The sequence below is a fragment of the Pantoea sp. DY-17 genome (genome assembly GCF_019795975.1).
Taxonomy (GTDB): Bacteria; Pseudomonadota; Gammaproteobacteria; order Enterobacterales; family Enterobacteriaceae; genus Pantoea; species Pantoea leporis.
This window is the reverse complement of the sequence record NZ_JAIMIG010000003.1, coordinates 237,785-260,348: the sequence shown is the minus strand read 5'-3', so window position 1 is coordinate 260,348 and position 22,564 is coordinate 237,785. Positions and strand designations below refer to the sequence as shown.

General features: G+C 55.1%; 22 protein-coding genes. 13 read left to right on the top strand and 9 right to left on the bottom strand.

Going from position 1 to position 22,564, the window contains the following annotated elements:
* Window positions 1-43 precede the first annotated feature (43 nt).
* Together K5Y33_RS15400 and K5Y33_RS15395 are read left to right on the top strand one after the other, a co-directional pair.
* On the top strand, window positions 44-430 hold the full coding sequence (locus K5Y33_RS15400) for a DUF1090 domain-containing protein (RefSeq protein ID WP_222234458.1): 387 nt from the start codon (window positions 44-46) through the stop codon (window positions 428-430).
* Window positions 431-557: 127 nt separating this feature from the next.
* The gene (locus tag K5Y33_RS15395) at window positions 558-887 is read left to right on the top strand and encodes a DUF1493 family protein (RefSeq protein ID WP_008107769.1); all 330 of its coding nucleotides are present in this window, start codon (window positions 558-560) and stop codon (window positions 885-887) included.
* Between the two features lie 30 nt (window positions 888-917).
* On the opposite strand, the gene K5Y33_RS15390 is transcribed toward K5Y33_RS15395, so the two are convergent.
* Window positions 918-1,697: an NAD(P)H-dependent oxidoreductase gene (locus K5Y33_RS15390; protein ID WP_222234457.1), complete on the bottom strand. Its 780-nt coding sequence runs from the start codon at window positions 1,695-1,697 to the stop codon at window positions 918-920.
* A gap of 88 nt (window positions 1,698-1,785) precedes the next feature.
* Here K5Y33_RS15390 and K5Y33_RS15385 point away from each other — a divergent pair, with 88 nt between their 5' ends.
* Window positions 1,786-2,679 carry a LysR family transcriptional regulator gene (locus K5Y33_RS15385; protein ID WP_222234616.1) on the top strand — a complete coding sequence of 298 codons (894 nt, stop codon included), beginning with the start codon at window positions 1,786-1,788 and terminating at the stop codon, window positions 2,677-2,679.
* A gap of 24 nt (window positions 2,680-2,703) precedes the next feature.
* Here K5Y33_RS15385 and K5Y33_RS15380 read toward each other — a convergent pair whose 3' ends face one another.
* Window positions 2,704-3,195, bottom strand: a complete 492-nt coding sequence (locus K5Y33_RS15380) for a DUF4411 family protein (protein ID WP_222234456.1) — start codon at window positions 3,193-3,195, stop codon at window positions 2,704-2,706.
* Window positions 3,192-4,337, bottom strand: coding sequence for an ImmA/IrrE family metallo-endopeptidase (locus K5Y33_RS15375; RefSeq protein ID WP_222234455.1), 1,146 nt, complete (start codon window positions 4,335-4,337; stop codon window positions 3,192-3,194). The genes K5Y33_RS15380 and K5Y33_RS15375 overlap by 4 nt, the downstream gene beginning before the upstream one ends.
* Window positions 4,338-4,551: 214 nt before the next feature.
* Between K5Y33_RS15375 and K5Y33_RS15370 the strand changes: the two genes are divergently transcribed.
* Window positions 4,552-5,601 (top strand): DUF1176 domain-containing protein, encoded by a 1,050-nt coding sequence (locus tag K5Y33_RS15370; protein ID WP_222234454.1) that lies wholly within the window; start codon window positions 4,552-4,554, stop codon window positions 5,599-5,601.
* 82 nt (window positions 5,602-5,683) lie between these two features.
* On the opposite strand, the gene K5Y33_RS15365 is transcribed toward K5Y33_RS15370, so the two are convergent.
* Window positions 5,684-6,361, bottom strand: a complete 678-nt coding sequence (locus K5Y33_RS15365) for a YecA family protein (RefSeq protein ID WP_176970789.1) — start codon at window positions 6,359-6,361, stop codon at window positions 5,684-5,686.
* Between the two features lie 215 nt (window positions 6,362-6,576).
* Between K5Y33_RS15365 and K5Y33_RS15360 the strand changes: the two genes are divergently transcribed.
* The 4 genes from K5Y33_RS15360 to K5Y33_RS15345 all read left to right on the top strand — a co-directional run bounded on the left by K5Y33_RS15360 (window position 6,577) and on the right by K5Y33_RS15345 (window position 10,391).
* Window positions 6,577-7,593 (top strand): isopenicillin N synthase family oxygenase, encoded by a 1,017-nt coding sequence (locus K5Y33_RS15360; protein ID WP_222234452.1) that lies wholly within the window; start codon window positions 6,577-6,579, stop codon window positions 7,591-7,593.
* Window positions 7,594-7,610: 17 nt separating this feature from the next.
* Complete coding sequence (locus tag K5Y33_RS15355; RefSeq protein ID WP_101762205.1) at window positions 7,611-8,393, top strand: MetQ/NlpA family ABC transporter substrate-binding protein; 783 nt, start codon at window positions 7,611-7,613, stop codon at window positions 8,391-8,393.
* Window positions 8,394-8,576: 183 nt separating this feature from the next.
* Window positions 8,577-9,722: a serine hydrolase gene (locus K5Y33_RS15350; RefSeq protein WP_225608296.1), complete on the top strand. Its 1,146-nt coding sequence runs from the start codon at window positions 8,577-8,579 to the stop codon at window positions 9,720-9,722.
* A 156-nt stretch (window positions 9,723-9,878) separates the two neighbouring features.
* Window positions 9,879-10,391 carry an RcnB family protein gene (locus tag K5Y33_RS15345; RefSeq protein ID WP_101762204.1) on the top strand — a complete coding sequence of 171 codons (513 nt, stop codon included), beginning with the start codon at window positions 9,879-9,881 and terminating at the stop codon, window positions 10,389-10,391.
* On the opposite strand, the gene K5Y33_RS15340 is transcribed toward K5Y33_RS15345, so the two are convergent.
* Window positions 10,388-11,836 (bottom strand): PLP-dependent aminotransferase family protein, encoded by a 1,449-nt coding sequence (locus tag K5Y33_RS15340; RefSeq protein ID WP_222234450.1) that lies wholly within the window; start codon window positions 11,834-11,836, stop codon window positions 10,388-10,390. The genes K5Y33_RS15345 and K5Y33_RS15340 overlap by 4 nt on opposite strands.
* Before the next feature lie 107 nt (window positions 11,837-11,943).
* Here K5Y33_RS15340 and K5Y33_RS15335 point away from each other — a divergent pair, with 107 nt between their 5' ends.
* Window positions 11,944-12,657: a GNAT family N-acetyltransferase gene (locus tag K5Y33_RS15335; protein ID WP_222234448.1), complete on the top strand. Its 714-nt coding sequence runs from the start codon at window positions 11,944-11,946 to the stop codon at window positions 12,655-12,657.
* Here the strand turns inward: K5Y33_RS15335 and opgB are convergent.
* Entirely contained in the window at window positions 12,654-14,945 is a 2,292-nt protein-coding gene (gene opgB, locus K5Y33_RS15330) for a phosphatidylglycerol--membrane-oligosaccharide glycerophosphotransferase (RefSeq protein ID WP_222234446.1), read from the bottom strand. The two genes, K5Y33_RS15335 and opgB, sit on opposite strands and share 4 nt — an antisense overlap.
* Window positions 14,946-15,158: 213 nt before the next feature.
* Complete coding sequence (locus K5Y33_RS15325) at window positions 15,159-15,548, bottom strand: tautomerase family protein (protein ID WP_101762200.1); 390 nt, start codon at window positions 15,546-15,548, stop codon at window positions 15,159-15,161.
* 120 nt (window positions 15,549-15,668) lie between these two features.
* On the opposite strand from K5Y33_RS15325, the gene K5Y33_RS15320 reads away from it, so the two are divergent.
* Window positions 15,669-16,592: a LysR family transcriptional regulator gene (locus K5Y33_RS15320; protein ID WP_101762199.1), complete on the top strand. Its 924-nt coding sequence runs from the start codon at window positions 15,669-15,671 to the stop codon at window positions 16,590-16,592.
* On the opposite strand, the gene K5Y33_RS15315 is transcribed toward K5Y33_RS15320, so the two are convergent.
* A complete protein-coding gene (locus tag K5Y33_RS15315) occupies window positions 16,566-17,579 on the bottom strand; it encodes a glycosyltransferase family 32 protein (RefSeq protein WP_222185209.1) in 1,014 nt (337 codons plus the stop codon). The genes K5Y33_RS15320 and K5Y33_RS15315 overlap by 27 nt on opposite strands.
* Window positions 17,580-17,993: 414 nt before the next feature.
* Here K5Y33_RS15315 and K5Y33_RS15310 point away from each other — a divergent pair, with 414 nt between their 5' ends.
* Complete coding sequence (locus K5Y33_RS15310) at window positions 17,994-18,947, top strand: YncE family protein (protein ID WP_222234444.1); 954 nt, start codon at window positions 17,994-17,996, stop codon at window positions 18,945-18,947.
* Here the strand turns inward: K5Y33_RS15310 and K5Y33_RS15305 are convergent.
* Entirely contained in the window at window positions 18,944-19,498 is a 555-nt protein-coding gene (locus K5Y33_RS15305; protein ID WP_137385106.1) for a histidine phosphatase family protein, read from the bottom strand. The genes K5Y33_RS15310 and K5Y33_RS15305 overlap by 4 nt on opposite strands.
* A 584-nt stretch (window positions 19,499-20,082) precedes the next feature.
* Here K5Y33_RS15305 and K5Y33_RS15300 point away from each other — a divergent pair.
* Window positions 20,083-21,465 (top strand): MFS transporter, encoded by a 1,383-nt coding sequence (locus K5Y33_RS15300; RefSeq protein WP_192235788.1) that lies wholly within the window; start codon window positions 20,083-20,085, stop codon window positions 21,463-21,465.
* Window positions 21,466-21,540: 75 nt separating this feature from the next.
* A complete protein-coding gene (locus tag K5Y33_RS15295) occupies window positions 21,541-22,563 on the top strand; it encodes a LacI family DNA-binding transcriptional regulator (protein ID WP_101762194.1) in 1,023 nt (340 codons plus the stop codon).
* Window position 22,564 lies beyond the last annotated feature (1 nt).

Below are 22,564 nucleotides of genomic sequence, written 5' to 3'. Positions count from 1 at the left end.
TCTTCGTATAATAGCGCCCATCAACGTAAACCAAGAGTTCACCATGAAAAACACCCTGATTTCCCTTTCGATTCTTTTCTCTGCTTTGACCGTGACGTCTGTTCAGGCTGCCAACCCAGCCACCGGCTGCGCCGCTAAAAAGCAGGATATCCAGCAAGAGCTGGCGATGGCGCGTGAGCATGGCAATGCTGCGCGCATCGCCGGTCTCGAAAAGGCGTTACGCGAAACCAATGCAAACTGCACCGACAGCGGCTTGCTCAAAGCGCGCCAGCAGAAAGTGGCCGAGAAGCAATTGAAAGTGCAGGAGCGCGAACAAGATCTAAGGGAAGCGCAGGCCAAAGGCCGCAGCGATAAAATTGAGAAGCAGCAGCGTAAACTGGCTGACGCGCGTGATGAGTTGAAAGAAGCGCAGCATGCATTAACGCAATAAACCAGGCATTCCGGCTGGAAAACTGGCTCTTTGTCTCAAAATTCTCCCGCGGAGATTTTTTTCATCCAACTGTTGGGATTGCATGGCAGAATGGCGCTCCGGTGAAATCAGTGGAGGTGCAGAAGCGATGACAGTTGAAATTGAGCAGCGTATCTACGAGTTGGTGCGACGTTACGATGGCGTTTACCTGTTTAAGCAAAAAACGCTGACGCCGCAAATTGATATCGATAGCGATCTTAACTTCGAGCGTGAAGAAGCCGCTGCGCTGATGGATGAGTTCTTCGGCGAGTTCAGCGTCGATCGCGGCGGATTCGTCATTGAAACCTACTATCCCGATGAGCCCTCGCTGGCGCAGATTCTCAATCCATTTAATAAGCGTGAAGTGCCGGTGGTACCCGATTTCACGCTGGGAATGTTGATTGAATCAGCAAAAGCGGGGCGCTGGCTGTACGAGTAACAGCAGGCTCAGCGCCGAGTCTGCCACCTTTCACCGCTTTACATGCACGCCCAAGCCACTCTCTTCCGGGACAAACTCCGCCTTTAGCGTCAGCGCAGGGATTTCATAGTCGCCGCTGTTCTGCTGACGATAGGCAATGGGCGCGGTTTCCGCCAACGTATTCAGCCTTGTAGCCAGCGCATCGCACCAGCCAGCAAAATGTTCTGCTGCTGACTTTTGTACCCGATAGAAAACCAGCGGCGGCAGCACGCTAAAGCCGGGATAAAACAGCATGCCGTGCTGAATCGGGAACAGCAGATCGTTGATCGGGCCGTTAATGCCGCGCGGGCTGTAATGCGATTCCCATCCGCCGGTCGTCACCACCAGCATTGCACGTTTGCCGCTAAGATTGCCTTCGCCGTAACGATCGCCCCAATGCTGTTCGTTGTGCTCGCCCACGCCGTAAGCAAAACCGTTGGCGTAAACGCGGTCAAACCAGCCTTTCATGATGGCGGGCATCGAAAACCACCACAGTGGAAATTGAAAAATCACCGTATCGGCCCAGCGCAATTTTTCCTGCTCCGCGGCGATATCGGCGGCCTGCAACTGATGATCGTAGGCGAAGCGGGAATCCACCGTAGCATCGAAGTGGTCGCCCACTAACGGGGCGCGCGTGTCGGCAGCGTCGAGCGGCGCTTTCCACTGCAACGCATAGAGATCAGAGACCTGCACCTGATGTCCGGCATGCTGCAAATGCTGCACGGCAAAGTCTTTGAGTGAACCGCTCAGCGAACGTGGTTCCGGATGGGCATACACAATCAGTACATTCATGGGCTTAATCCTGTGAGATGAAAACCACTGCAGATTAAGTCGGCGCTGGCTATAGTGGAAATCAATTGCTGATATCTCAGGTATAGTCATAGTGAATATCGACTCGCTGGATTTGAATCTGCTGCAGACGCTCAACGTGCTGTTAAGCGAACTTAACGTTACGCGCGCGGCGCAGCGTTTGCATCTCTCGCAGCCTTCCGTCAGCGCTCAGTTGGCGCGATTGCGTAGGCATTTTGACGATCCGCTATTGTTACCGGGGCCGCGTGGCATGCTGCCAACGGCGCGCGCAGCAGCTCTGCGTGAGCCGCTGCGTCTGGCGCTGGAAGCGGTTGAGCGTGCGGTCGCGCCGCCCGATGCCTTTAATCCGGCCAATGCCGATAACACCTGGCGCATCGCCGCCACCGATTACACCTCGTCAGCGTTGGTGCTGCCTGCGCTCAACCTGATCCGCGCTGCTGCGCCGCAAAGTCGCATGGCGATATTGGCGCTGAATCCGCCGCTGGTGGCGCAGCAGTTGGAAAAAGGCGAGCTGGATGTGGTGTTTCATACGGGCGATAACGCGCCGCCGACGCTGCATCAACGCAAACTGTTCAGCGAGCGCTACGTGCTGGCGGGACGGTGCGATCACCCGCAGTTGCAACGTCTGCCGACGCTGGATCAATTCTGTCAGCTGGAATTTGTCATGGTATCGCCCGATGGCGGTGGCTTTAGCGCCGCCACCGATAATGCGCTGGCGAAGCTCGGGCGTTCACGCCGCGTGGTGCTGTCGGTGCCGCACTTCTTGTTTATGCAGGAAACGCTGGCGAGCAGTGATTTAGTGGCGGTGCTGCCCGAGCGGTTAGTGCGTCACGCTTCGCACCTCGCGGTTATCGATCTACCGCTGGAAGTGCCGGGCTTTGATATTTTGCTGCTGTGGCATGAACGTCTGCACCGCGATCCGGCCCAGCAGTGGTTGCGGCAGCAGATTGTGGCGGCGCTCTAGATAACAGAATGAATGGCTCTTCAGCTATTGTTCCAAAATGAAGCGCGCATTCAGCTTTCTTAAAAATTCGAATGTCGTCATACATGGCACATCAAACTGGTGACAGATATTGGGGACTTTTACTTTGCGAGCATTCGCTGGCACAGGAAGCTCATGCGTTATCACGGTAGCGCCAATGCTCTTACTCTTAGCGATAATCCAGGGATCGGCTTTTGCCAGAAACGTATCACGGGAACCAGCATTGAAATCAGCCATCATTACGCATTCAACAATTTGTTGAAAAATAATCTGCGTATCCTGGTCGTCATTAGCAATGAAATGAGTTGGCCGTGCTTTGACCCACTCGGATAGTTCATCATTGCCTGCACGCAGCTCTCGGGCAATCATATCGACGCTGCCGACAACATGTGATGCGAATTGAATATCTAACCATTGCCAATATCCCGGACAGATATCCATCCCATAATAGAAATTTTTCGCCATGATATAAGTGTTTGCATCCAGCAAATATTTCAAAGCCCCAACTCCTCTGCAAATTTCGACAACTTTGATGGCTGTATTCCATCCAATAAATCACTGGCTTCACGTAATAGCATTTGGCCGCTGAGAGCCTGGCTCAATACGGCACGAGAGAAAGAAACGCTGATTTGCGCTTTCCTAGTCCTGAAATAGCTTGGTCCACCGCTCTCTTTTTTAGCGCGTTGCTGATGAGCGAGTTTCTGCTCATGGATAAAATGCTGATAATCTTCTCTGCCGATCAAACTCATCGTTAAAGCGCGACGTGCCAGTACCCAACTACTGACGTGAAAATGGCTTTCCAGCGGGGCAAGATTTTCCTGCCAGTTCTCAACATCACGATCCCACAAAGGTAAAAATTCATCTGCGGGTACCAGAAACTCAGCGGCAACCGCATTACACAGTACTTCTTCATGGCGATGTGTACTTGCACCGCCGTCAGAGACGCCTGACTGTCCAATCCAGATATGACAAAGCTCGTGAATTAAGGTGAACAATCGTGCACCGGGTGCATCTGCATGGTTTACAAAGATGATTGGCGCGAGGTCATCCGCAATGGCAAAGCCTCTAAATTCATCAACGCTGAAGGGACGAGTGTGGTGATGGAGATAAGGAGAGCGCATCACCAGAATACCCATGTCTTCAATGCGTTTTACCAAATCGCTGTAGTAATTTTCCCAGCTTCCGCGCATCGGATGTATAGGCACATGTAGCTTGTGGCGCATGTCATTCACAATCGCGTCAATTGAGCTCCGCGAGGTGAAACGGCCACTCATTTCCAGTGGCGTCACCATCTGCTGCTGTAAATAATCGCGATACCATTCCTGGCGCATGAGCATGATCTTTAATAAATCGATCAATTCTGCGCTCGGACGCTGCGGTGCTTTTCCATCCAATGTGCGTAAGTCAGGAATGGGCAAGAGTTCTTGCGGCGGCGTCGTCAAAAAAAGATAACCAAAAGGGACATGTGCTTTTTCAGCAAAGGCCATCGCCTGGTTAAATGTCAGAGGATGTTGCCCATTTTCCCATTCCTGCAGACGCTCGAATGTGACGTTACACTTCTGCGCAAATTTTTCCACGGCGATGCCGGCCCGTTCACGGGACCATCTGAGCATCGCTGGATTGATATTGGCAGTTGTCATGGATTACCTAATTTTATTGGGTCTGGCCGAAGTATGTGCTTAAGCCCTGAACCGTTCAATAGCTGACCAGTTAACGTGAAATCTGAAGAGGTTTCTTCATGATTGATGTTTCGACAAAGCGCGATAATGAAATCAGCATCGCCGCAAAAAATTCACTTCTCCCGCGTCACAAAAATCATCACACTAGCCACCTTTACCATTATGGAGAGATGGCATGATTACCCGATTGCTGCTGGCGATGTCGCTACTTGCCAGCCTGAGTGCGCCGCTGTTGGCAGATCAAGACGGCGTCTCCTTTAGCCACAAAGACTGGGAACTGGCCTGCGATAACACGCTGACCTGTCGTGCCGCTGGTTACAGCGCCGAAGAGGGCGCGGGCGGCTCGGTGTTGCTGGTGCGCGCGGGCGGTCCCAATGCGGTGACGCACGGCCGTGTGGTGCTGGCCGATACCGGCGATGATGATTCTAAAGTGGTGAACAACTTAGCGTTGTGGATTGATGATCGTGCGCTGGGCGACGTGGCGAAAGCCGATAACGACGAATGGACGCTGACGGATGAACAAACCCAGGCGCTAATTAACGGCATTAAAGGCAGCGGCAAAGTGGAGTTTCGCGGTGGTGATGAGCCTTTCGATCTCTCCAGCAATGGCGCATTTGCTGTGCTGCTGAAGATGGATGATGCGCAAGGTCGTCTTAGTACGCCGGGCGCGTTGGTGCGCAAAGGCAACAAGCCGGAAAGCAGCGTACCGGCAGCGATGGCGATGCCGGTGATTCAGCAGGTAAAAGTGGCTAAGGCCGATGCGCGTCCGTTGACGGCCGATGAGCTGGCGCTGTTGAAGCCAAAGCTGATTGCCTCACTCACCGACGACGACAGCTGCGACAATCTGGCTCCGTCCGACGATCAGCCGGAAGAGGGCGCGGAGCCGCTGACCTTAACGCCGGTTGATGATGCGCATGTGCTGATCGCCGCGCTGTGCTGGCGCGGAGCGTATAACGAAGGTTATGGCTATTGGCTGATCGATAAAGCATTGCAGGGCACGCCGCAGCTGGTGACGGATTCCGGCTCTGATTACAGTGAAGGTGTGATCTCAGAAGCGCAGAAAGGGCGCGGCATCGGCGATTGCTGGAGTACAGCGGCGTGGGTGTGGGATGGCAAAGCGTTTGAGCAGAGCAGCGATGCCACCACCGGCATGTGCCGCGCGGTTCGTGCGGGCGGCGCATGGCAGTTGCCAACATGGGTGACCGAGGTGAAAGCGGCTCCCTGATAAAAACCGCACATATCGGTAGCGGCGCGATTAAAAGGCCAGGGACGCGCAATAAATTGCGCCGCTACGGAAGGTGCACATATTATTTACCGCAGCACTGCTTATATTTTTTACCGCTGCCGCACGGGCAAGGATCGTTACGGCCGGTTTTCTCGCCGGCAAAGTGCGGCAGTTGAGGTTCAGGATCGGGCTGCGCCATGCGCTGTTCCTGCCAGTATTCATGCAGCTCCAGCGCCGCAGGGCGGATCGCTTCAATGCTGGCTTCAAACTCTTCCGGGGTGAAGGCTTCGCGCTTCGCCAGATGATCTTCGCTGCCGTGCAAGGCAATCGCCTCCATCATCGGCTGCAGTGATTCTGGCAGCAGCGACCAGTCCGCATCCAGCGCCACGCCGCGCAAATAGCCATAGCACCAATCTTCCACCACGGTGAATTCCTGGCCTTCCATCTCTTGGGTGCCAAACAGCGGATCAAACTGCTCCGGGAACTCGGCCAGACGCTCGGCGATGTCGTTCAGATGCTGGAAGGTCAGCGTCATAAAGCGATCCATCTCGCGCTCATTCGACCACTTTGGAATGTGCTTTTTGCCGCCCCACATCGCCACCAGCCATTCGCTCGGTTCGATGTCGTTCGGGCCTGAGAGCAACGCCGTCAGCATGCCGTCCAGCTCAGCGGTATCCACCACCGAGTGTTCATTGCCGTATTTCTCCAGCATATCTTCAAGCCAGTTGAGCTCTTTTTCGGTTAACGGACCCTGGTTCATACGGCGTCTCCTGCTGTTCATTGATGGGCCATGCCCAAAGTTAATTGGCGGCGATTATAGCGGGAAGCGGGCACGATTTATCGCTTTTTGCATATCGATTGCTGAACCTCTCCTAAAAATGATTCGCCATAACTTATCGCGCAACAGTATTGGCTGCATTTGTCAGCAGATGGCAGCGTAAAGGCAGAATTTTTCTGCATGAAGGATGCAAAAGTATGGCCAGCACATTGCCGGTACTGGATTTAGCCCTGCTGGAACTGCCGGATGCGGAACAGGCGCAATACCTCGCCGAGCTGCGCGAAACCGCGCGTGACGTCGGCTTCTTCTATCTGGTGAATCATGGCATCAATCCGCAGCTGTTACAGAACGTGCAAAGCATCACGCGCGCGTTCTTTGCCTTGCCGGATGAAGAGAAGCAGCGCGTTTCGATGATCCATTCACCGCATTTTCGCGGCTACAACCGCGCGGGCGTGGAATACACCCGTGAGCAGCGCGATCAGCGTGAGCAGTTTGATATCGGTGCAGAACGGGCCGCCCTGACGTTGCAAGCAGACGATCCGGCGTGGAAGCAGCTGCAAGGACCCAATTTGTGGCCGCAGGCGCTACCGCAGCTGCGTCCGGTGATCCACGCGTGGCAGCAGGCGATGACTGACGTGGCGCTGCGTTTACTGCGCGCCTTCGCCAAATCCCTGTCGCTGCCGCCGGACGCGTTTGACGCGCTGTACGGCACGCACCCCAACGAACATGTGAAGCTGATTCGCTATCCGGGTCAGGATGCCGCTGCCAGCCAGCAAGGTGTCGGCGCGCATAAGGATTCCGGCTTTCTGACCTTTCTGTTGCAGGACGATCAACCCGGATTGCAGGTTGAAGTCACGCCAGATCAGTGGATTGATGCGCTGCCGAAACCGGGTGCTTTTGTGGTGAACATCGGCGAACTGCTGGAGATCGCCACCAACGGTTATCTGCGCGCCACCGTGCATCGTGTAGTGTCGCCGCCGGCAAAACAGCAGCGCATCTCCATCGCTTTCTTCCTCGGCGCGCAGCTCGACGCCGAAGTGCCGCTGTATCAATTACCGCCGCAGCTAGCGGCAGAAGCGCACGGACCGACCAGCGATCCCAGCAATCCGCTGCTGCGTGAAGTGGGCTGGAACTATCTCAAAGGACGTTTGCGATCGCATCGCGACGTGGCGCAGCGTTATTACGCTGACACTCTCAATAGCGTTAAATCATAAGAAACTAAGGGAAGCAGATGAATAAAAAGGTGATAGCCGCGTTGGCGATGGTTTCGGTGTTCAGCACTTACGCCTCGGCGGCCGCGCTGCGCGTGGCGGCCGATGCCGTACCGCACAGCGAAATCCTCAACCACATCAAACAGAGCGACAAGAAACTCGATCTCAAAGTGATTGAACTCAACGGCAACCTCAACGCCAACGAACTGCTGGCGCGCGGTGACGTGGATGCCAACTACTTCCAGCATGTGCCTTATCTGCGCGATCAGGAAAAAGCGCTGGGCGAGAAATTTTCTGTGGTCGCCACCGTGCATATTGAGCCACTTGGCATCTACTCGCACAAAGTGAAATCACTGAAAGATCTGCCTGATGGCGCGCAGGTGGCGGTACCGAATAATGTCACCAATCTGAGCCGCGCACTTTATCTGTTGCAGGCCAATGGTTTGATCAAACTGAAAAGCAGCAGCGCCAATACGCTGGTGACTTCCGCAGACATTACTGACAACCCGCACCATCTGAAGATTATCGAAGTGGAAGCGCCGCAGCTGCCGCGCGCGCTGGATGATGCGCAATTGGCGATCATCAATGGCAACTACGCGTTGCAGGCCGGTTTAGTGCCGTCGAAGGATGCGCTGGCGCTGGAACAGGCGAAAGATAATCCGTATGCCAACGTGCTGGTCACCACGCCGAAACTGGCGCACGATCCGCGTATTCTGGAACTAGCGAAAGATCTGGAGTCAAAGCAAACTGCTGAATTTATTAACCAGCACTATAAAGGATCGGTTATTCCCGTTAATCAATAATCCCCGCCGCCACCTGTTTTTGGCAGGTGGCGCTGACTTTCTTCTGTGCTATATTTCGCCACCAACACCCGTCGCACCCTTTATAAAACATAAAAATTCGCTCAATCCATTGCCATGATTACCTTCGCCAGGAATAAACGGGTGCTGTGCCATCGTTTAACAATATGCATCATTGTGCTGGGCATGAGCGTATTGCTCAGCGCCTGCGGCACCTTGTCGCAAACCTCCGCGCCCGTCAGCGATAAAGTCTATCTTTCACACGCGACTTTTAATGAAAACGTCGATGACATCGTGCGCCATTACATGCAGCAAAAGCAGGTTTCCGGCATCAGCATCGCCATTATCCATCAACGCAGCCAGCCTGAATTCTACAGTTTTGGTGTCACCGATGCGCTGCACCGTTATCCCATTACGCCAGACACTTTATTTGCGCTCGGCTCGCTGAGTAAAGGCATCACCGCGGAGGTGATTATTGAGCTGGTGGATCGCGGTGAACTGCACTGGAACGACACCTTAGCGACGCTTTTGCCGCCCAACGTGCCGCTCAGCGCCGATGCCAAACGCATCACGCTGTTGCAGCTGGTAACGCACACCTCGGGCTTGCCGCGTCAGGATATGGATTTGCCGATGTTCATGAAATTTATGGGCTATCTGCGTAGCGGCGAGAACTTTTATGGCAACCTCGACAGCGACGCCGTGCTGGATTATCTGGCCGACTTTGACGCGCCCGCGCATCCTGGCGCGCGCTATTCCAATCTCGGCTATGCGCTGTTGGGCTACATCCTTAAATATCGCTTCCATCAGGACATCGAAACGCTGGCGCAGCGTAATCTGTTCCAGCCGCTGGGCATGACCAGCAGCAGCTTCAAGCCGCAGAGCCTGCGCGGCTATCCTTGGCGTGCGCTCGGCCATGCCGGCGATCAGCCTAAGCTGATTCCTCGCGGGCAAATCACGCCGGACTGGGCGTTTAACAACAATATGGTGGCGGCCGCCAGTCTCTACAGCAACGCGCGCGATTTGATTCGCTATCTTGATGCGCACCTGCATGACGGCGCGGGCGCTTCGCTCAATGCGGCGTTTGCGCAGGTCAATCACGGCTACGAACAGCACGGCAATCAGTCACAAAATATCGCCTGGGTTACTGATACCTACGGCGATCAGCAGATTACCTATCAGGTTGGCTATATCGGCGGTTACTCCAGCTTTATTGGCTTTGATAAACAGAACGGCAATGCGATTGTGGTGCTGCAGAACGCGTTTAACTGGAGTAACTATCTGGGCATCGCGTTATTGATGGATCTGGCAAATAAAGCGCACGACAAAAACTAACATGGTTGCTTGCAATTTTACTGCGCCAAAAAGCGCCTGAGCTGAGGTATGCTGAGCAGCGAAATTTGACGCGCTAAGCGCGCCGGGGGAACCTTCTGCGTGCTTAACGTGTCAGTTAAATGGACAGTTAATAATTAACCAGAGTGGAAATCACCCATGCGCAGGACACACGTCAATCTTCTTTCTGCAGGAATTTTTCTGGGCGCTTTAAGCCTTGCTCCGGCCGCGCTGGCGGAAGGCGAGCAAACAGACGCCGTACCCATGCCGCCACAGGTGCAGCAAACCGCACCCGACGCGCAAACCCAGGCACCCGCCGCTGATGCACCCGCTCAGGCGCCGGCCGCCGATGCGCCTGTCAGCAATGAACCGGCTGAATCCAGCGGCGATGTCGCGCCGATTCGTCCACCGCAAAGCGGCAATGCGGCTGCGCCAAACAACTACGATCTGAACACCATCATCATCGACTACAAAGAGTACAAAGTGGGCGATGTGGTGCCAGATGAGTACCGTAAAAAGCAGTACACCATTGTTGAGTGGAAGCCACGCCATCTGCCAGCGCCGCAGCCAGGCACGCACTGGGCGTACATCAATGCCAACTACATCCTGATCACCGATGACACCGGTAAGATCGTGATGGGCAAATCAGGCGAAATCTTCTTCCGCGGTTAATTCCCGCGCAGCAGACGCGCTAACTGCGCAACGCCCGCCGTAATCTGGCTGGTGCTGGTGTTACCGTAACCCAGCACCAGCCCTTGTTGCTTCTGCTCACCGAGATAAAATCCTGACAGCGCGCCCGGCGCGTAGCCACTCTGGATCAGTCGATCCACCAACGCCATATCGTTTTGATCCGCAGCCAGTGATAACACCAGATGCATGCCGCATTCGCCGCCCAGCAACGGAACCTGTGCGCCAAACGTTTGCTGCAATGCCTGTCGCAACGTCGCCTGCCGTTGGCGATACAGACGGCGCATTTTGCTCAGATGACGGCTAAAATCACCGCTGCGTAAAAACAGCGCCAGCGCCTGCTGCTCAGGACGATTCCCGCCGCGCAGCAGTTCATGCAGCGCAGGGCGCAGCGGCGCGACCAACTGCGGCGGCAACACCATAAACCCGAGGCGTAGCGCCGGAAACAGCGTTTTGCTGAACGAGCCGACGTAGATCACCGGCGTTGGCTGCGTCATGCCTTGCATGGCGGCGATTGGCTCGCCGCTGTAACGAAAATCGCTGTCGTAATCATCTTCGATAATCCACGTTTGCTGTTGCCGCGCGGCCGCCAGCAGCGCCAGACGACGCGGTGCGCTCATGATTGCGCCGGTGGGATATTGGTGCGTTGGCGTGGTGTAAATCAGGCGCGGCGGACGCTGCTGCCAGTCCTGCGGCTGCGGCGCCAGACCTTGTGCATCGACCGCTATCGGTTCAATACGCATATCTCCCAGCCGCATCGCCGCTTTCGCCCCGCGATATCCCGGCTCCTCCACCCAACCGATGTCGCCAGGGCTGCTGAGCAGCGCCACGCACAGCGTTAATGCCTGCTGCGCGCCTTCGGTAATCACGATTTGTTCGGGCGTACAGCGCACGCCGCGCGCTAATGCCAGATGCTGCGCCAGCGCGGCGCGTAGCGTGCGTTCGCCGAGCGGATCGCCATAGCCCAGCAGTTGCTGCGGCTGATGCAGCATCACGCGGTTCAGCGCCCGTCGCCACTGAGCCAGCGGGAAATGTGCTAACGAAGGAACACCGGGCCGCAGCGCCATCTCCTGACTCAATGTGCGATGGCTGGATCGCAACTGAGCGATGCGCGGTGACAAGACAATTTCGCTGCTGGCGGCCGGCTGAGTTTCCTGCGGTAGCTGCGCCATATTGCTGATGCGACTGCCCTGGCGATCGCTCAGCAAAAATCCTTCAGCCTGCAGTTGCGCCCAGACGGCGATCACCGTATTGCGTGAAACCGCGAGATCCAGCGCCAGCTGGCGTGTTGCGGGCAAACGCGTACCGGCAGCGAGTTTGCCGCTCAGAATCGCCTGCTTGATACGCTGGAACAGCTGCTGTTGCAGCGTCAGCTCGCCGTTGGTCTCTAGCGGGGCCAATAATAATCGATGCAGTGCAATATCACTCATTTCCGCGGTTCCGTGGATCCATCAATTTCAACCATTGTGGCGCTTTTTAACACACCAGCAAAGTGGCACTCTGCGTTTCTGGCCCTGACTGATAAAGGAATTAAGCTATGTCGCAACACACGAATGATTACGGACAACCGGTAGGATTTCCGCTGCCAGATTGGCAACCCCGCGCCTGGCCGAGCTATGAAACCTTCACCGGTGACTATTGCCGCCTTGAACCGCTGAGTGCCGAGCGTCATGGCCGCGAACTCTATGCTGCCTATGCGCTGGCTGAAGATGGCCGTGACTGGACCTATATGTTCGCCGAACCTTTTGCCGATGAAGCGGCCTATGTTGCCTATGCGCGTCAGCTGGAAAACGGGCGTGATCCGATGCATTTCGCGGTGATCGATCCCGTTAGCAACCGCGCGGTCGGTAGCCTGGCGTTAATGCGCATCGATGCGACAAACGGATCGGTGGAGATCGGCCACGTCGCCTTCTCGCCGTTGCTCAAACAAACGCGCATGTCCACTGAAGCGCACTATCTGCTGATGCGCTACGCCTTTGAGCAACTGGGCTACCGGCGCTACGAGTGGAAGTGCGACAGCTGCAATCAGCCATCACGAAACGCGGCACAGCGTTTAGGGTTTCAGTTCGAAGGGACTTTCCGTCAGGCGATTGTCTATAAAGGCCGCAGCCGGGATACCTGCTGGTTCTCGATTATTGATAGCGATTGGCCGCAGGTGAAACAGGGCTTCGAACGCTGGCTGGCGGCAGAGAACTTTACGGCGGAGGGGACGCAACGCGAAAAGCTGGAGGCGCTGCGCACCCTACGTTAGTTTTGCGGAATTATTTTTATATCCACCATGCCGATCCCCAGTTTGCGGGGATCCTGGCCGATAATATTGCCGACATTTGACTCCTGCGGCTCCGGCGGCGCAATGATCAAATTGCGGCTGCCGGTTGGATTGGTGAAATGCAGCGTGGTGGTGGAGAAATCCTCACCTAAATTCAGTTGCTGCTCTTCATCGCCAACGCGCACCGGAATCGGACGGTGCGCATTCGGACCGAACGCCCGCGCAGTGATCACCACATCAAAGCGTTCTGGCAGCGGATCGGTGTACTCAATATTCACTTCCGGTGCCAGATTGGCATTTGACCAGCGTCCCCACTCTTCCGGGCGAGAGATCCCTTTAAAACTCTTCACGCTGGTTGGCGCGCCGGGCACTAATAACAGGAAGCTGTCCGCGTTGTAGCGAATCGCATTGTCTTCAATCCGAATCTGCTGCTCGTTGAGCTGGAAGGTTGCCGCACTCACTTCGGCTTTGGGGAAGCTGACTTTCGCTTTCCACTGCGGTTTATCAATGCGGGTAACGCTGGGTTTGGCGCCCATCTGTCCCATCGAAACACACAAATCGTTCGACAGAGCTAAATCTGGCTGCCACAGGCGCGCCATTTTAAAGCAGCGATCAACCCAAACGAATTTGTCGTCGGCAGCAAATTTAGCCAGCTGATAACGCAGTGGCTCCGCGTATTCGCCTTCGGGCAGCGGTTCAACATGCTTATCGGAGACGCGGAACAGAATCGGCAATTTGAAGGTTGCGCCGGAGAAGGTGAAGGTGTTTTTTTGTTGATCGACGGTAAAGCTGTCCATCTTACTGGGGAAATTCCACAGTTGAATGATATCCGCTTTCCACGCCGTGACGCGCTTCGCCATGTCTTCAAACTCGGTTGACAGCGAGGTGGAAGAGAGGCCGCTGCGACCAAGTCCAATCGCGTTATCCCCACCGAGAATATCCAGCACCGTGGCGCCGTTATCCAGCGTACTGCGTTTGGCGTCGAGCACTTCCGCCTGAGGCTGATCGCCACGAATCACCATAAACAGGTCACGGCGCGACTGCTTGATCAGGTATTGATGCGCGGTGTTATTCATCGCCAGATGATCGGAGGTCACCACGATGATGGTGTTTTTAAACCACGGCGACGCTTTGATGCGTTCAATCAGACGCGCCACATGCTCCTGCGAGCAGGCGACCGCGCTAAAGGATTGGTTTGGTTTGCCATCATAGCTGTAGCTTTTGCGCTGGCAGCTGCGCGAGATAAAACCATCCGGGTGATGGGTGTCGACGGTAAGGGTGAACAATGCGAAGCGTTTTTGCGCGCGCGACAGCTCTTCGTATTTCTCAAACACCTCGTCCATCACCGTGTCATCGTAGTAGCCCCAGTTATTACGATAGCCGGGATCGGCGACGCGACTTTTCAGCTCCTGCGAGCCATACATATTGGCCGCATCAAAGCCATGCGACAGCAGAAAAGTGTCTTTACCGGCGAAGCGTAAATCGGCGCCCTGAATAAACCAGTTCTCATAGCCAGAGTTTTTCAGGATGTCGCCCAGACAAATATTCTGCGGATAGAAGCTGGAGAGCGAGGCCGAGGCGTTGCCATCAAAAGGCGCAAACAGCGGGATGCCGCACTGGGAAGCCACCATGCCCGCGATGGTGTAATCAGTGCCAGGCAATTGTTCGGTTTGGCTGAAATCGATGCTGTTATCTTTTTCGCGGCTGAGTTCCGGGGCCAGACCGGGAAATGCCTGCTGATCGAAGTAGGTGCGTTCAAGACTTTCGCCATAAATGTAGACCAGGTTGAGCTTTGGCTCGGCGATCACCTTATTAGGCGTTTTGTAATAGGTTTCGAAGTCCGAATCGGCGAGGCGCGAATGTGAGGCGATCAGCTCTTTCACCTGGCGGAACGCAGGCGTGGTTTGTACCGAACCCGCAGCACAGGCAATCGCCAGCAAACTCCAGCCGAGGTGATGCGGCCGCTTACGGCGGCGCAGTAACCATGAAAGCAGGCAAAATAGCGAGAACAACGCGATGATCAGTCCGATGGCTGGCACCACATATTTGCTCACGCCCGCGCCGGTCAGGCTGTTGGTCAGGGTATACAGCACCGCGTCGTTAATGCCATCGCCGGTAAAATAGTTGCTGGCGACCAGCGTGACGTTAAGCACGATAAATAGCGTGAGCAGCAGCAGGATCAGACTAAACCAAAATTTATTTCGCCCGGCTTTGAAGGAGTAGACTGCAATCGCAGCCAAAAAGAGTACAACCGAAACCAATTCGGACAACGTCAGATCCTCATTTTGAATGAATACGCAATCCTTGCGCCAACGACCCTCTGCGGGGATTTTGCGACAATCTATATTGGGTGTCACATGGCTGCAACACATCCAACCAGATTTGTGCGATGCATTCCGATTCGTTTAAGGCGGGTTCAGGCTGACTGTGGTTTAGCCTGGCAGCAACGGACGGGCTGCTGCCAGTGAGGGCAGAGAAGGGAATCAGAGTTTTCCAGTGAGGTATTGCGCTTCGCCGTCGGCAAAGCTCCAGTCGCCTTTACTGTTGGTGATAAAACTAATCATCAAATCCGTGCCCTGTACGCCACAATTTTCCAGCAGCTCGCGTGCTAACTCTGCCATAAACAGGCACTTCTGTTCTTCACTTCTCGGGCTGGTATATACGCGCACCATGACCAGATTGTCGGTTCGCGCAAAGCCCAAGCCGGTATCCTGAAAGACCATCTGATAACCTTTGTTTTCGTGAACAATCTGATAACGATCGCGCGCCGGGACTTTGAAGGCGGTTAAGACCGCACGGTGTGCGGCATCCAGCAATGTGCGGATTTCTGATTCTGAACGGCCCTGAATAACGTCGAATGTCAGTAACGGCATAAATAAAACCTCGTTTTTGCTCATATGAAAAGAGTAGGATGTGGCGCTATGCTGCCGCTTGCTGCCGGAAAGAAAAAGCGCGCTGGTTGAATTGATTATTTATTATTTTGAACAATCGATATGAAAGAAATTAAAACCGATAGCCTTTGGGTCCATTTGCACTGGTTAACCGTGCTGGCTGAGCTCGGCAGTTTTACGCGCGCGGCGGAACGATTAGACGTCAGCAAAGCGGCGATGAGTCAGAAGATTAAAGAGCTGGAAAAGATGGCGGGCGTGGCGTTGGTGCAGCGCACCACGCGCAGCGTGCGGCTGACTTCCGCCGGTGAAAAGCTGGTGGATGAGCTGCGCGATCCCTTCGCGCGTATCGCACAGAGCTTTTTCAGCGTGCGCGATGAAGCCGGTCCGGTGCGTGGCATGGTGCGCGTCACAGCGCCGGTGGCGTTTGCGCGTCAGCAGTTGGTGCCAATCATTGGCGATTTCCTGCGTGACTATCCGCAGGTGCGCTTGCAGCTGGATGTCACCGATCGTCTGGTGTCGCTCGGCAGTGAAGGCTTTGATCTGGCGATTCGCCACAGTGATAGCCTGCCGGAAACCCATGTTGCGCTGCCGCTGTGTGAAACCCGCGCGCTGCTGGTGGCGTCGCCGGCATATCTGGCGCAAAACGGCCTGCCGGATTCACCGCAGGCATTGCAGCAGCACAATTGTCTTTATTATCCACGCGGACTTGAGTCGCCGCAGTGGCGCTTTCGATTGGCGGACGGCGGCAGCGAAACCGTGCAGGTGAAGATTCAGGGCAACTTTGCCACCAACAACAGCGAGTCGATCCGCGATGCCGCATTGCAGGGTTTGGGCATTGCGATGCTACCGGATTTCAGTGCCAGCGCGGCACTCGCCAGCGGCACGCTGCAGCAGGTGCTGCCGCAGTGGCAAGCGGTGGATGCGTTCGCCGACCGGTTGTGGGTGGTGCGCCCGTATGCCGCACAGGTGCCACGGGCGGTGACCACCTTAATTCACTGGTTACGCGCGCGCTTTGTTGATGGGTGATGCCAGCGCGATCGGCGCAGGCGTTTGCATCATCTGGCCCAACAAACTGCTGCGGTTGTAATTACCGAGCCGCAGGTTGAAGTCGAGATGCAACTGCTCATTGCCGCTGAGTTTAATCACCGGTGGCGGCGTGAGTGGACGCTGGTGAAACAGCACCGCGTGGGCAAACGCCTCGCTTTTCCAGCCGCTTAAACGCTGATAGTAATAAGCGTTCGCCTCGCATTTACGCAGATAGAGATTCACCCGGCGATGTTCGCGCATGGCGATCTGCTGCGCCAGAGAACCTAATTGCTGCTGCGGCTGCGCAATTTTCTGCGTCAGCAGGGAATAATCATCGCGCTTGGTCAATTCACTGAAGTAATTCTGTTCGCCGAGATGTTTGATCGGCGCGTAATGTTTTTGCCACTCGCGGATAAAGGGATTATTGGCGGTTGCCGCCAGGAACCAGCTCTCAATCACCGGCGCGAGATAGTTGACGGTGGCGTTTTCGTGATAATAACCAATCACATCCATGCGACGTTCCTGATGCGCGCGATGTACCCAGGAGAGATCTTCAAATAATAAAGTGCTGCAATCAATGGCAATGCCGCCATAACGCAACAGTAATTCCAGACGAATCACTTCGCTGCGTTGTTGGGCGGTTAATTGGGTCGAGGTAAAGATAAAATCCGGTAAAACTTCTTTTATCGTTAAACGATTTAATAAATGAATTTCATGATCGGGATTATCCTGACGAATCTTTTTAATATTTAACGCCATTGATTTCGGTAAATATTCATTATCCCAATACATCCAGACTTTCTTTGGAATCTCTGGCAGATCTTTTTCGCCAGAAAGTAACACGATATTGTCCTCCTGGCTGGGATCGTATTCCGGCGCACAGAGCGCATTATGCTGTTTTTTCTGCAGGAAAGTCTGGCTGGTAAAAGCGAGTCTTTTCCAGTTATGCCAGAGGGTTAACGCTGGCTGAAGGCGTTTTTTATTCATGATGCACCTGATTATTGTGATTATGGTGGCAAGGCGTCCCTGATCGCGGCGCTGAGCGCTCTTGATTGTCCTTTAGGCTGTGTGTAAAAAAGTACTCTCCTATGCTTAATAAAACATTCTGTGCGGCGCGGCTATCACTTTTTGATCCTTTCAGATAAACCGGAAAATCAAGGATCCGTTAAGCTTTAAATTAACGATAAATAACCGCGTGGATTGTTGATTATTCTATTTTATCTCATTGAGACTATTCCTAATAAAATAACAATAGCGTGGCGTAAGTCGCGGGGCGGATTAAAAATTGCGTGTGAGATCACGTGTTAACCTCGCTGCATTTTTCGCTGGCCTGCCGCGAAAATCCCCTCCTGATTGCGGGTTGGCTACGCTTAAAGGAGGTGACGAACAAAAGGAGACACTATGCAGCGACACCACCGTGGATTACTGGCGGTCGATAAGCAGGGCAATCGCGTGCTGTTTCTCAATCCCGAAACCTTTGCCGTTGAACAAGAGTTAAATGCCTTTCCGCCGCGTCCACACGAGCTTCTGATGCTGCCGCAGCTGGAGAAAGCTTACGTGCCGATCTACGGCGACGGCATTCACGGCGACAATCCGCATCCCGGCCACAAAGTGGCGATCATCGATCTGCGCCTGCGGCAGATCAGCGGTTTTATCGATCTGTCGCCGTTAAAAGCACCGCACAGCGGCCAGCTGGGACGAGACGGTAAAGTTTATCTCTGCTGTGAAAACAGCGCGGCGGTGGCGGTGATTGATCCCGTTAGCGATCGCGTGGAGAAAACCATTCAGCTACCTTCGCACAATGCGCACCGACTCACTTTGTCGCCCAGCGGTCGCAAGTTGTTCACCGAGAATGAAGAGGACGCCAGCATTACCGTGGTGGATCTGTGTGAGGCGGAAGGGCGGATTATTGACAATATTCTGATGCCCGGCCCGATTTCCGGCATCGCCGCCTCGCCGAAACATCCTTATCTGGTGGCGAGCGCCGCCGATGCGCCGCTGCTGTATGTGGTGGATCGGCAAAGCCATCGTATCCGCCAGCGCCTGACGTTGCCGGGCCACCAGCAACCGTGTCAGGTGGTGCGCTTCAGTGCCAACGGCGAGCGACTGGTGGCGATTGGCGATCAGGAGCCGGTAGTGACGCTGTTTGACGAGCTGCTCAATCCGCTCGGCGATATTCATGTTGGCAACAAGCCGATGGATGGCTGCTTCAGTGAGGATAATTACAGCTTGCTGATTGCTAATGAGGGCGACGGTTCGCTCAGCCTGATTGATCTGCAGCAGATGAAAGTGATTGCCACGCCGCAGGCCGGTACCGGTTGCGAAGTGCTGAGTTACTTTCAGCTCAAATCTTAAATAAACGGGCGATGATAAATCGCACTGCTCCAGTGGCGGCTGCTGGCATGTTTTTCGGCTTGCCAGCCGCGCTTGCGTAACTCGCGTGCAATCAGCTTATTCATGATGCCGTGCCCAACCAATAACACCGTGCCTTGCTGCGACAGCACCACCAGTTTATCCGCCGCCAGACGGGCACGTTCTCGCGCATGCTGCACCGATTCGACATGGCCGGCATAGCCGCACAGCCACAACAAGCGTAATAGCGCCAGCCAGACGTTGAGCGGCAGATGCAAGCGTTCAAACGGCAACGTCGGTATCGCCACTTCGCTGAACACCTCATCCACCGCGTTTGGCTGCAAGCCCAGCCGCGTTAACGACGAGCGGGCGCGCGGCAGCGGGCTGGTGGCGATCACACTCGCCAGGCGCGCAATAGTCTGACTGCGCGGCGGCGGGGAGTCGCAAATATCAGCCTGATCGTAACCTTCACACCAGTCGGCCAGCGCCCGAGCCGTGAAGCGCCCCGTGACCGGATGATTGGGTTTACCGTGTCGCATAAGAATAATGGTCATAGCGCTCCTGAGTGATCTTTCTCCAGTGTAATGCAGACGCTGAGTCAGTCGCGCACCGGTAACGGCATTTAAGAATATTGCGGGTGTGTCATTAAACTTTAACTGAACTGTGCGAAAACCAGCGCGATGAAGATGCAGTATGCGCCGTTAAATGGTAAGCAATAATCGTTAATTACGTTGTAATCAGACATTTCTTGCATACGCACATTAGATGTAATGTCATGAATTAACGCCTCTTTTATCTTGTGCTCATGAGTTATAGTGAAGTTTATCTAATAAATGTCACTATTTTTGCTTGATTTATCTACGCGCGTAGATAGACTATGCCCATAGTGATAACTCACGGTGCCAGAGACGAAGTTGGCCTTGAGATGACCCAGTTACATTTGCCTTACTAATGCGATCGATGAAAATTACATCGGCGGGAACAGGCGAAGAAGCGGATTCCAACACCAGGGAATTCATTACTGATTTTTCATCCAGGTTTGCCTACTGAACGTCGCCACCGGGGAGTTCCGCTTGTTGCTAGGGAACTGACCCACGGAAGGGCGTTTGCTGTTTTTACCTCATTCAGGGATTGGGTTATGACGGTTTCGCAACAAAGCTCACTGACATCCTCCTCAGCTGCCGACGCGCGGCTTGAAACATCATCCGGCCGCAAAGATTTCTGGCGCGCCACCTTCTCGTGCTGGCTCGGCACCGCGATGGAATATGCGGATTTTGCGCTGTATGGCCTCGCTGCCGGCATTATCTTTGGTGATGTCTTCTTCCCCGAAGCCACGCCGACTATCGCCTTGCTCTCGAGTTTTGCCACCTGGTCGGTTGGCTTTATTGCCCGCCCGATTGGTGCCTTGCTGTTCGGCTGGATCGGCGATCGTAAAGGCCGCAAAACAGTGATGATCTCGACCATCATTCTGATGGGCGCCTCCACAACATTAATCGGTTTGATTCCCTCCTATGCCAGCATTGGCGTTTGGGCACCGGCGTGTCTGGTGCTGCTGCGCTTTACCCAGGGTTTGGGGGCGGGCGCAGAGTTGTCCGGCGGCACAGTGATGCTGGGCGAATACGCGCCGGTTGAGCGTCGTGGTTTGGTCTCATCGGTGATTGCGCTGGGCTCGAACAGCGGCACGCTGATCGCCTCGCTGGTTTGGCTGGCGGTGATCCAGATGGACAAAGAGAGCTTGCTGGCGTGGGGCTGGCGTATTCCGTTCCTCAGCAGCGTACTGATTGCGGTGGTGGCGTTGTGGATCCGTCGTCATCTGCGAGAAACGCCGGTGTTTGAACGCCAACAGGCGGAATTGCAGGCCGAACGAAACGCCACGCTGGCGCAGGTGAAAGCAGAAGTTGATACGCGCAGTTTCTGGCGTCGCACCCGGGCCTTCTGGACCATGGTGGGTTTACGCATCGGCGAAAACGGCCCTTCTTATCTGGCGCAGGGCTTTATCGTCGGTTACGTCGCCAAAGTGCTAATGATCGATAAGTCGGTGCCCACCACCGCGGTGTTCATCGCCTCGTTACTTGGCTTCGTGATTATTCCGTTTGCCGGTTGGCTGTCGGATCGCTTTGGTCGCCGTATAACCTATCGTTGCTTCTGCTTATTGCTGATGTTCTACGCCTGGCCCGCCTTTAGCCTGATGGACAGCCGCGACCCGACGATTGTCATCGCGGTGATTGTGGTCGGCATGGCGCTGGCATCGCTGGGTATTTTCGGCGTGCAGGCAGCGTGGGGCGTCGAGATGTTTGGCGTGAAGCGTCGTTATACCAAGATGGCGGTAGCGAAAGAGCTGGGGTCTATCCTTTCAGGAGGCACCGCACCATTAGTGGCGGCGGCGCTGCTGTCGTTTACCGGACACTGGTGGCCGATCGCGGTTTACTTCACGGCGATGGCCAGCATCGGTTTTCTCACCACTTTCGTGGCGCCGGAAACGCGCGGACGCGATCTCAATCTGCCGGAAGATGCCATCTGACCAGCAGGATCGCGTAAATCATAACCCCCATTGGCCGGATATTCCGGCCAATGGCATTTACGCAGGGGCAAAGGAATGGCGAAATCTCCAACCGGAAACGTAACGCGCACGGACGTGGCAAAAATCGCCGGCACCTCGGTGGCGGTGGTCAGTTACGTGATCAATAACGGCCCGCGTCCGGTGGCAGAAGCCACGCGTCAGCGCGTGCTGGAGGCGATCAAACAGACCGGCTATCGCCCCAACGCGGTGGCGCGCGCGCTGGCTTCGGGCAGCACTAAAACCTTTGGTTTAGTGGTGCCAAACATCGGCAATCCCTTTGTTGCCTCGATGGCGCACATGCTGTTGCAGGAGTCGATGAATCACGGCCACGTCATGCTGTTGGGGGATGCCGGCGACGATCGCAAACGCGAGCTGGAGATTATTCAGGGCCTGTTAAATCGTCAGGTTGATGGCCTGTTTTACAACAGCGTCGATCGCCATCCCTACATCGATGTGATTCAGGCCAGCGGTACGCCGCTGGTGATGCTGGATCGCATTGAGCCGCGTCCAGGCGTTGGCATGCTGCGCGTCAATGAGCGCGAAGCGGCGTGCCAGGTGACCGCGCATCTGCTCAGCCACGGTTATCAGCAGGTGGGCATGATCAGCGGTCCACTGGACATGCTTAACGCGCAGGACCGTATTCACGGCTGGCGCGATGCGCTGGCGCAGAAAGGGTTGCTGGCCGATGAGGCAATGATATTCCCTGCCAGCTACACGCGGCAGGGCGGTTACGACGCCGCGCAGCGCATGGTGGCCAGCGGTCGTGTGCCGCGCGCGCTGTTTACCAGTAATGAAGGTCAGGCGATTGGCTGCATTCGTGCGCTGTCGGAGCATGGACTGCGCGTGCCGCAGGATGTCGCGCTGGTGTGTTTTAACGGTACCGATCAGTCGGCGTTTCATGTGCCGACGCTCACCACCGTACGTCAGCCGCTGCGCGATATGGCGCGCAGTGCGATTGCTATGCTCAAAAATTGGGATGGCGACGCGAAGCTGGCGGAATTTCCTCACCATTTAGAAATTGGTGAGTCCTGTGGCTGCCAGCTTACTCAACAAGAATAAA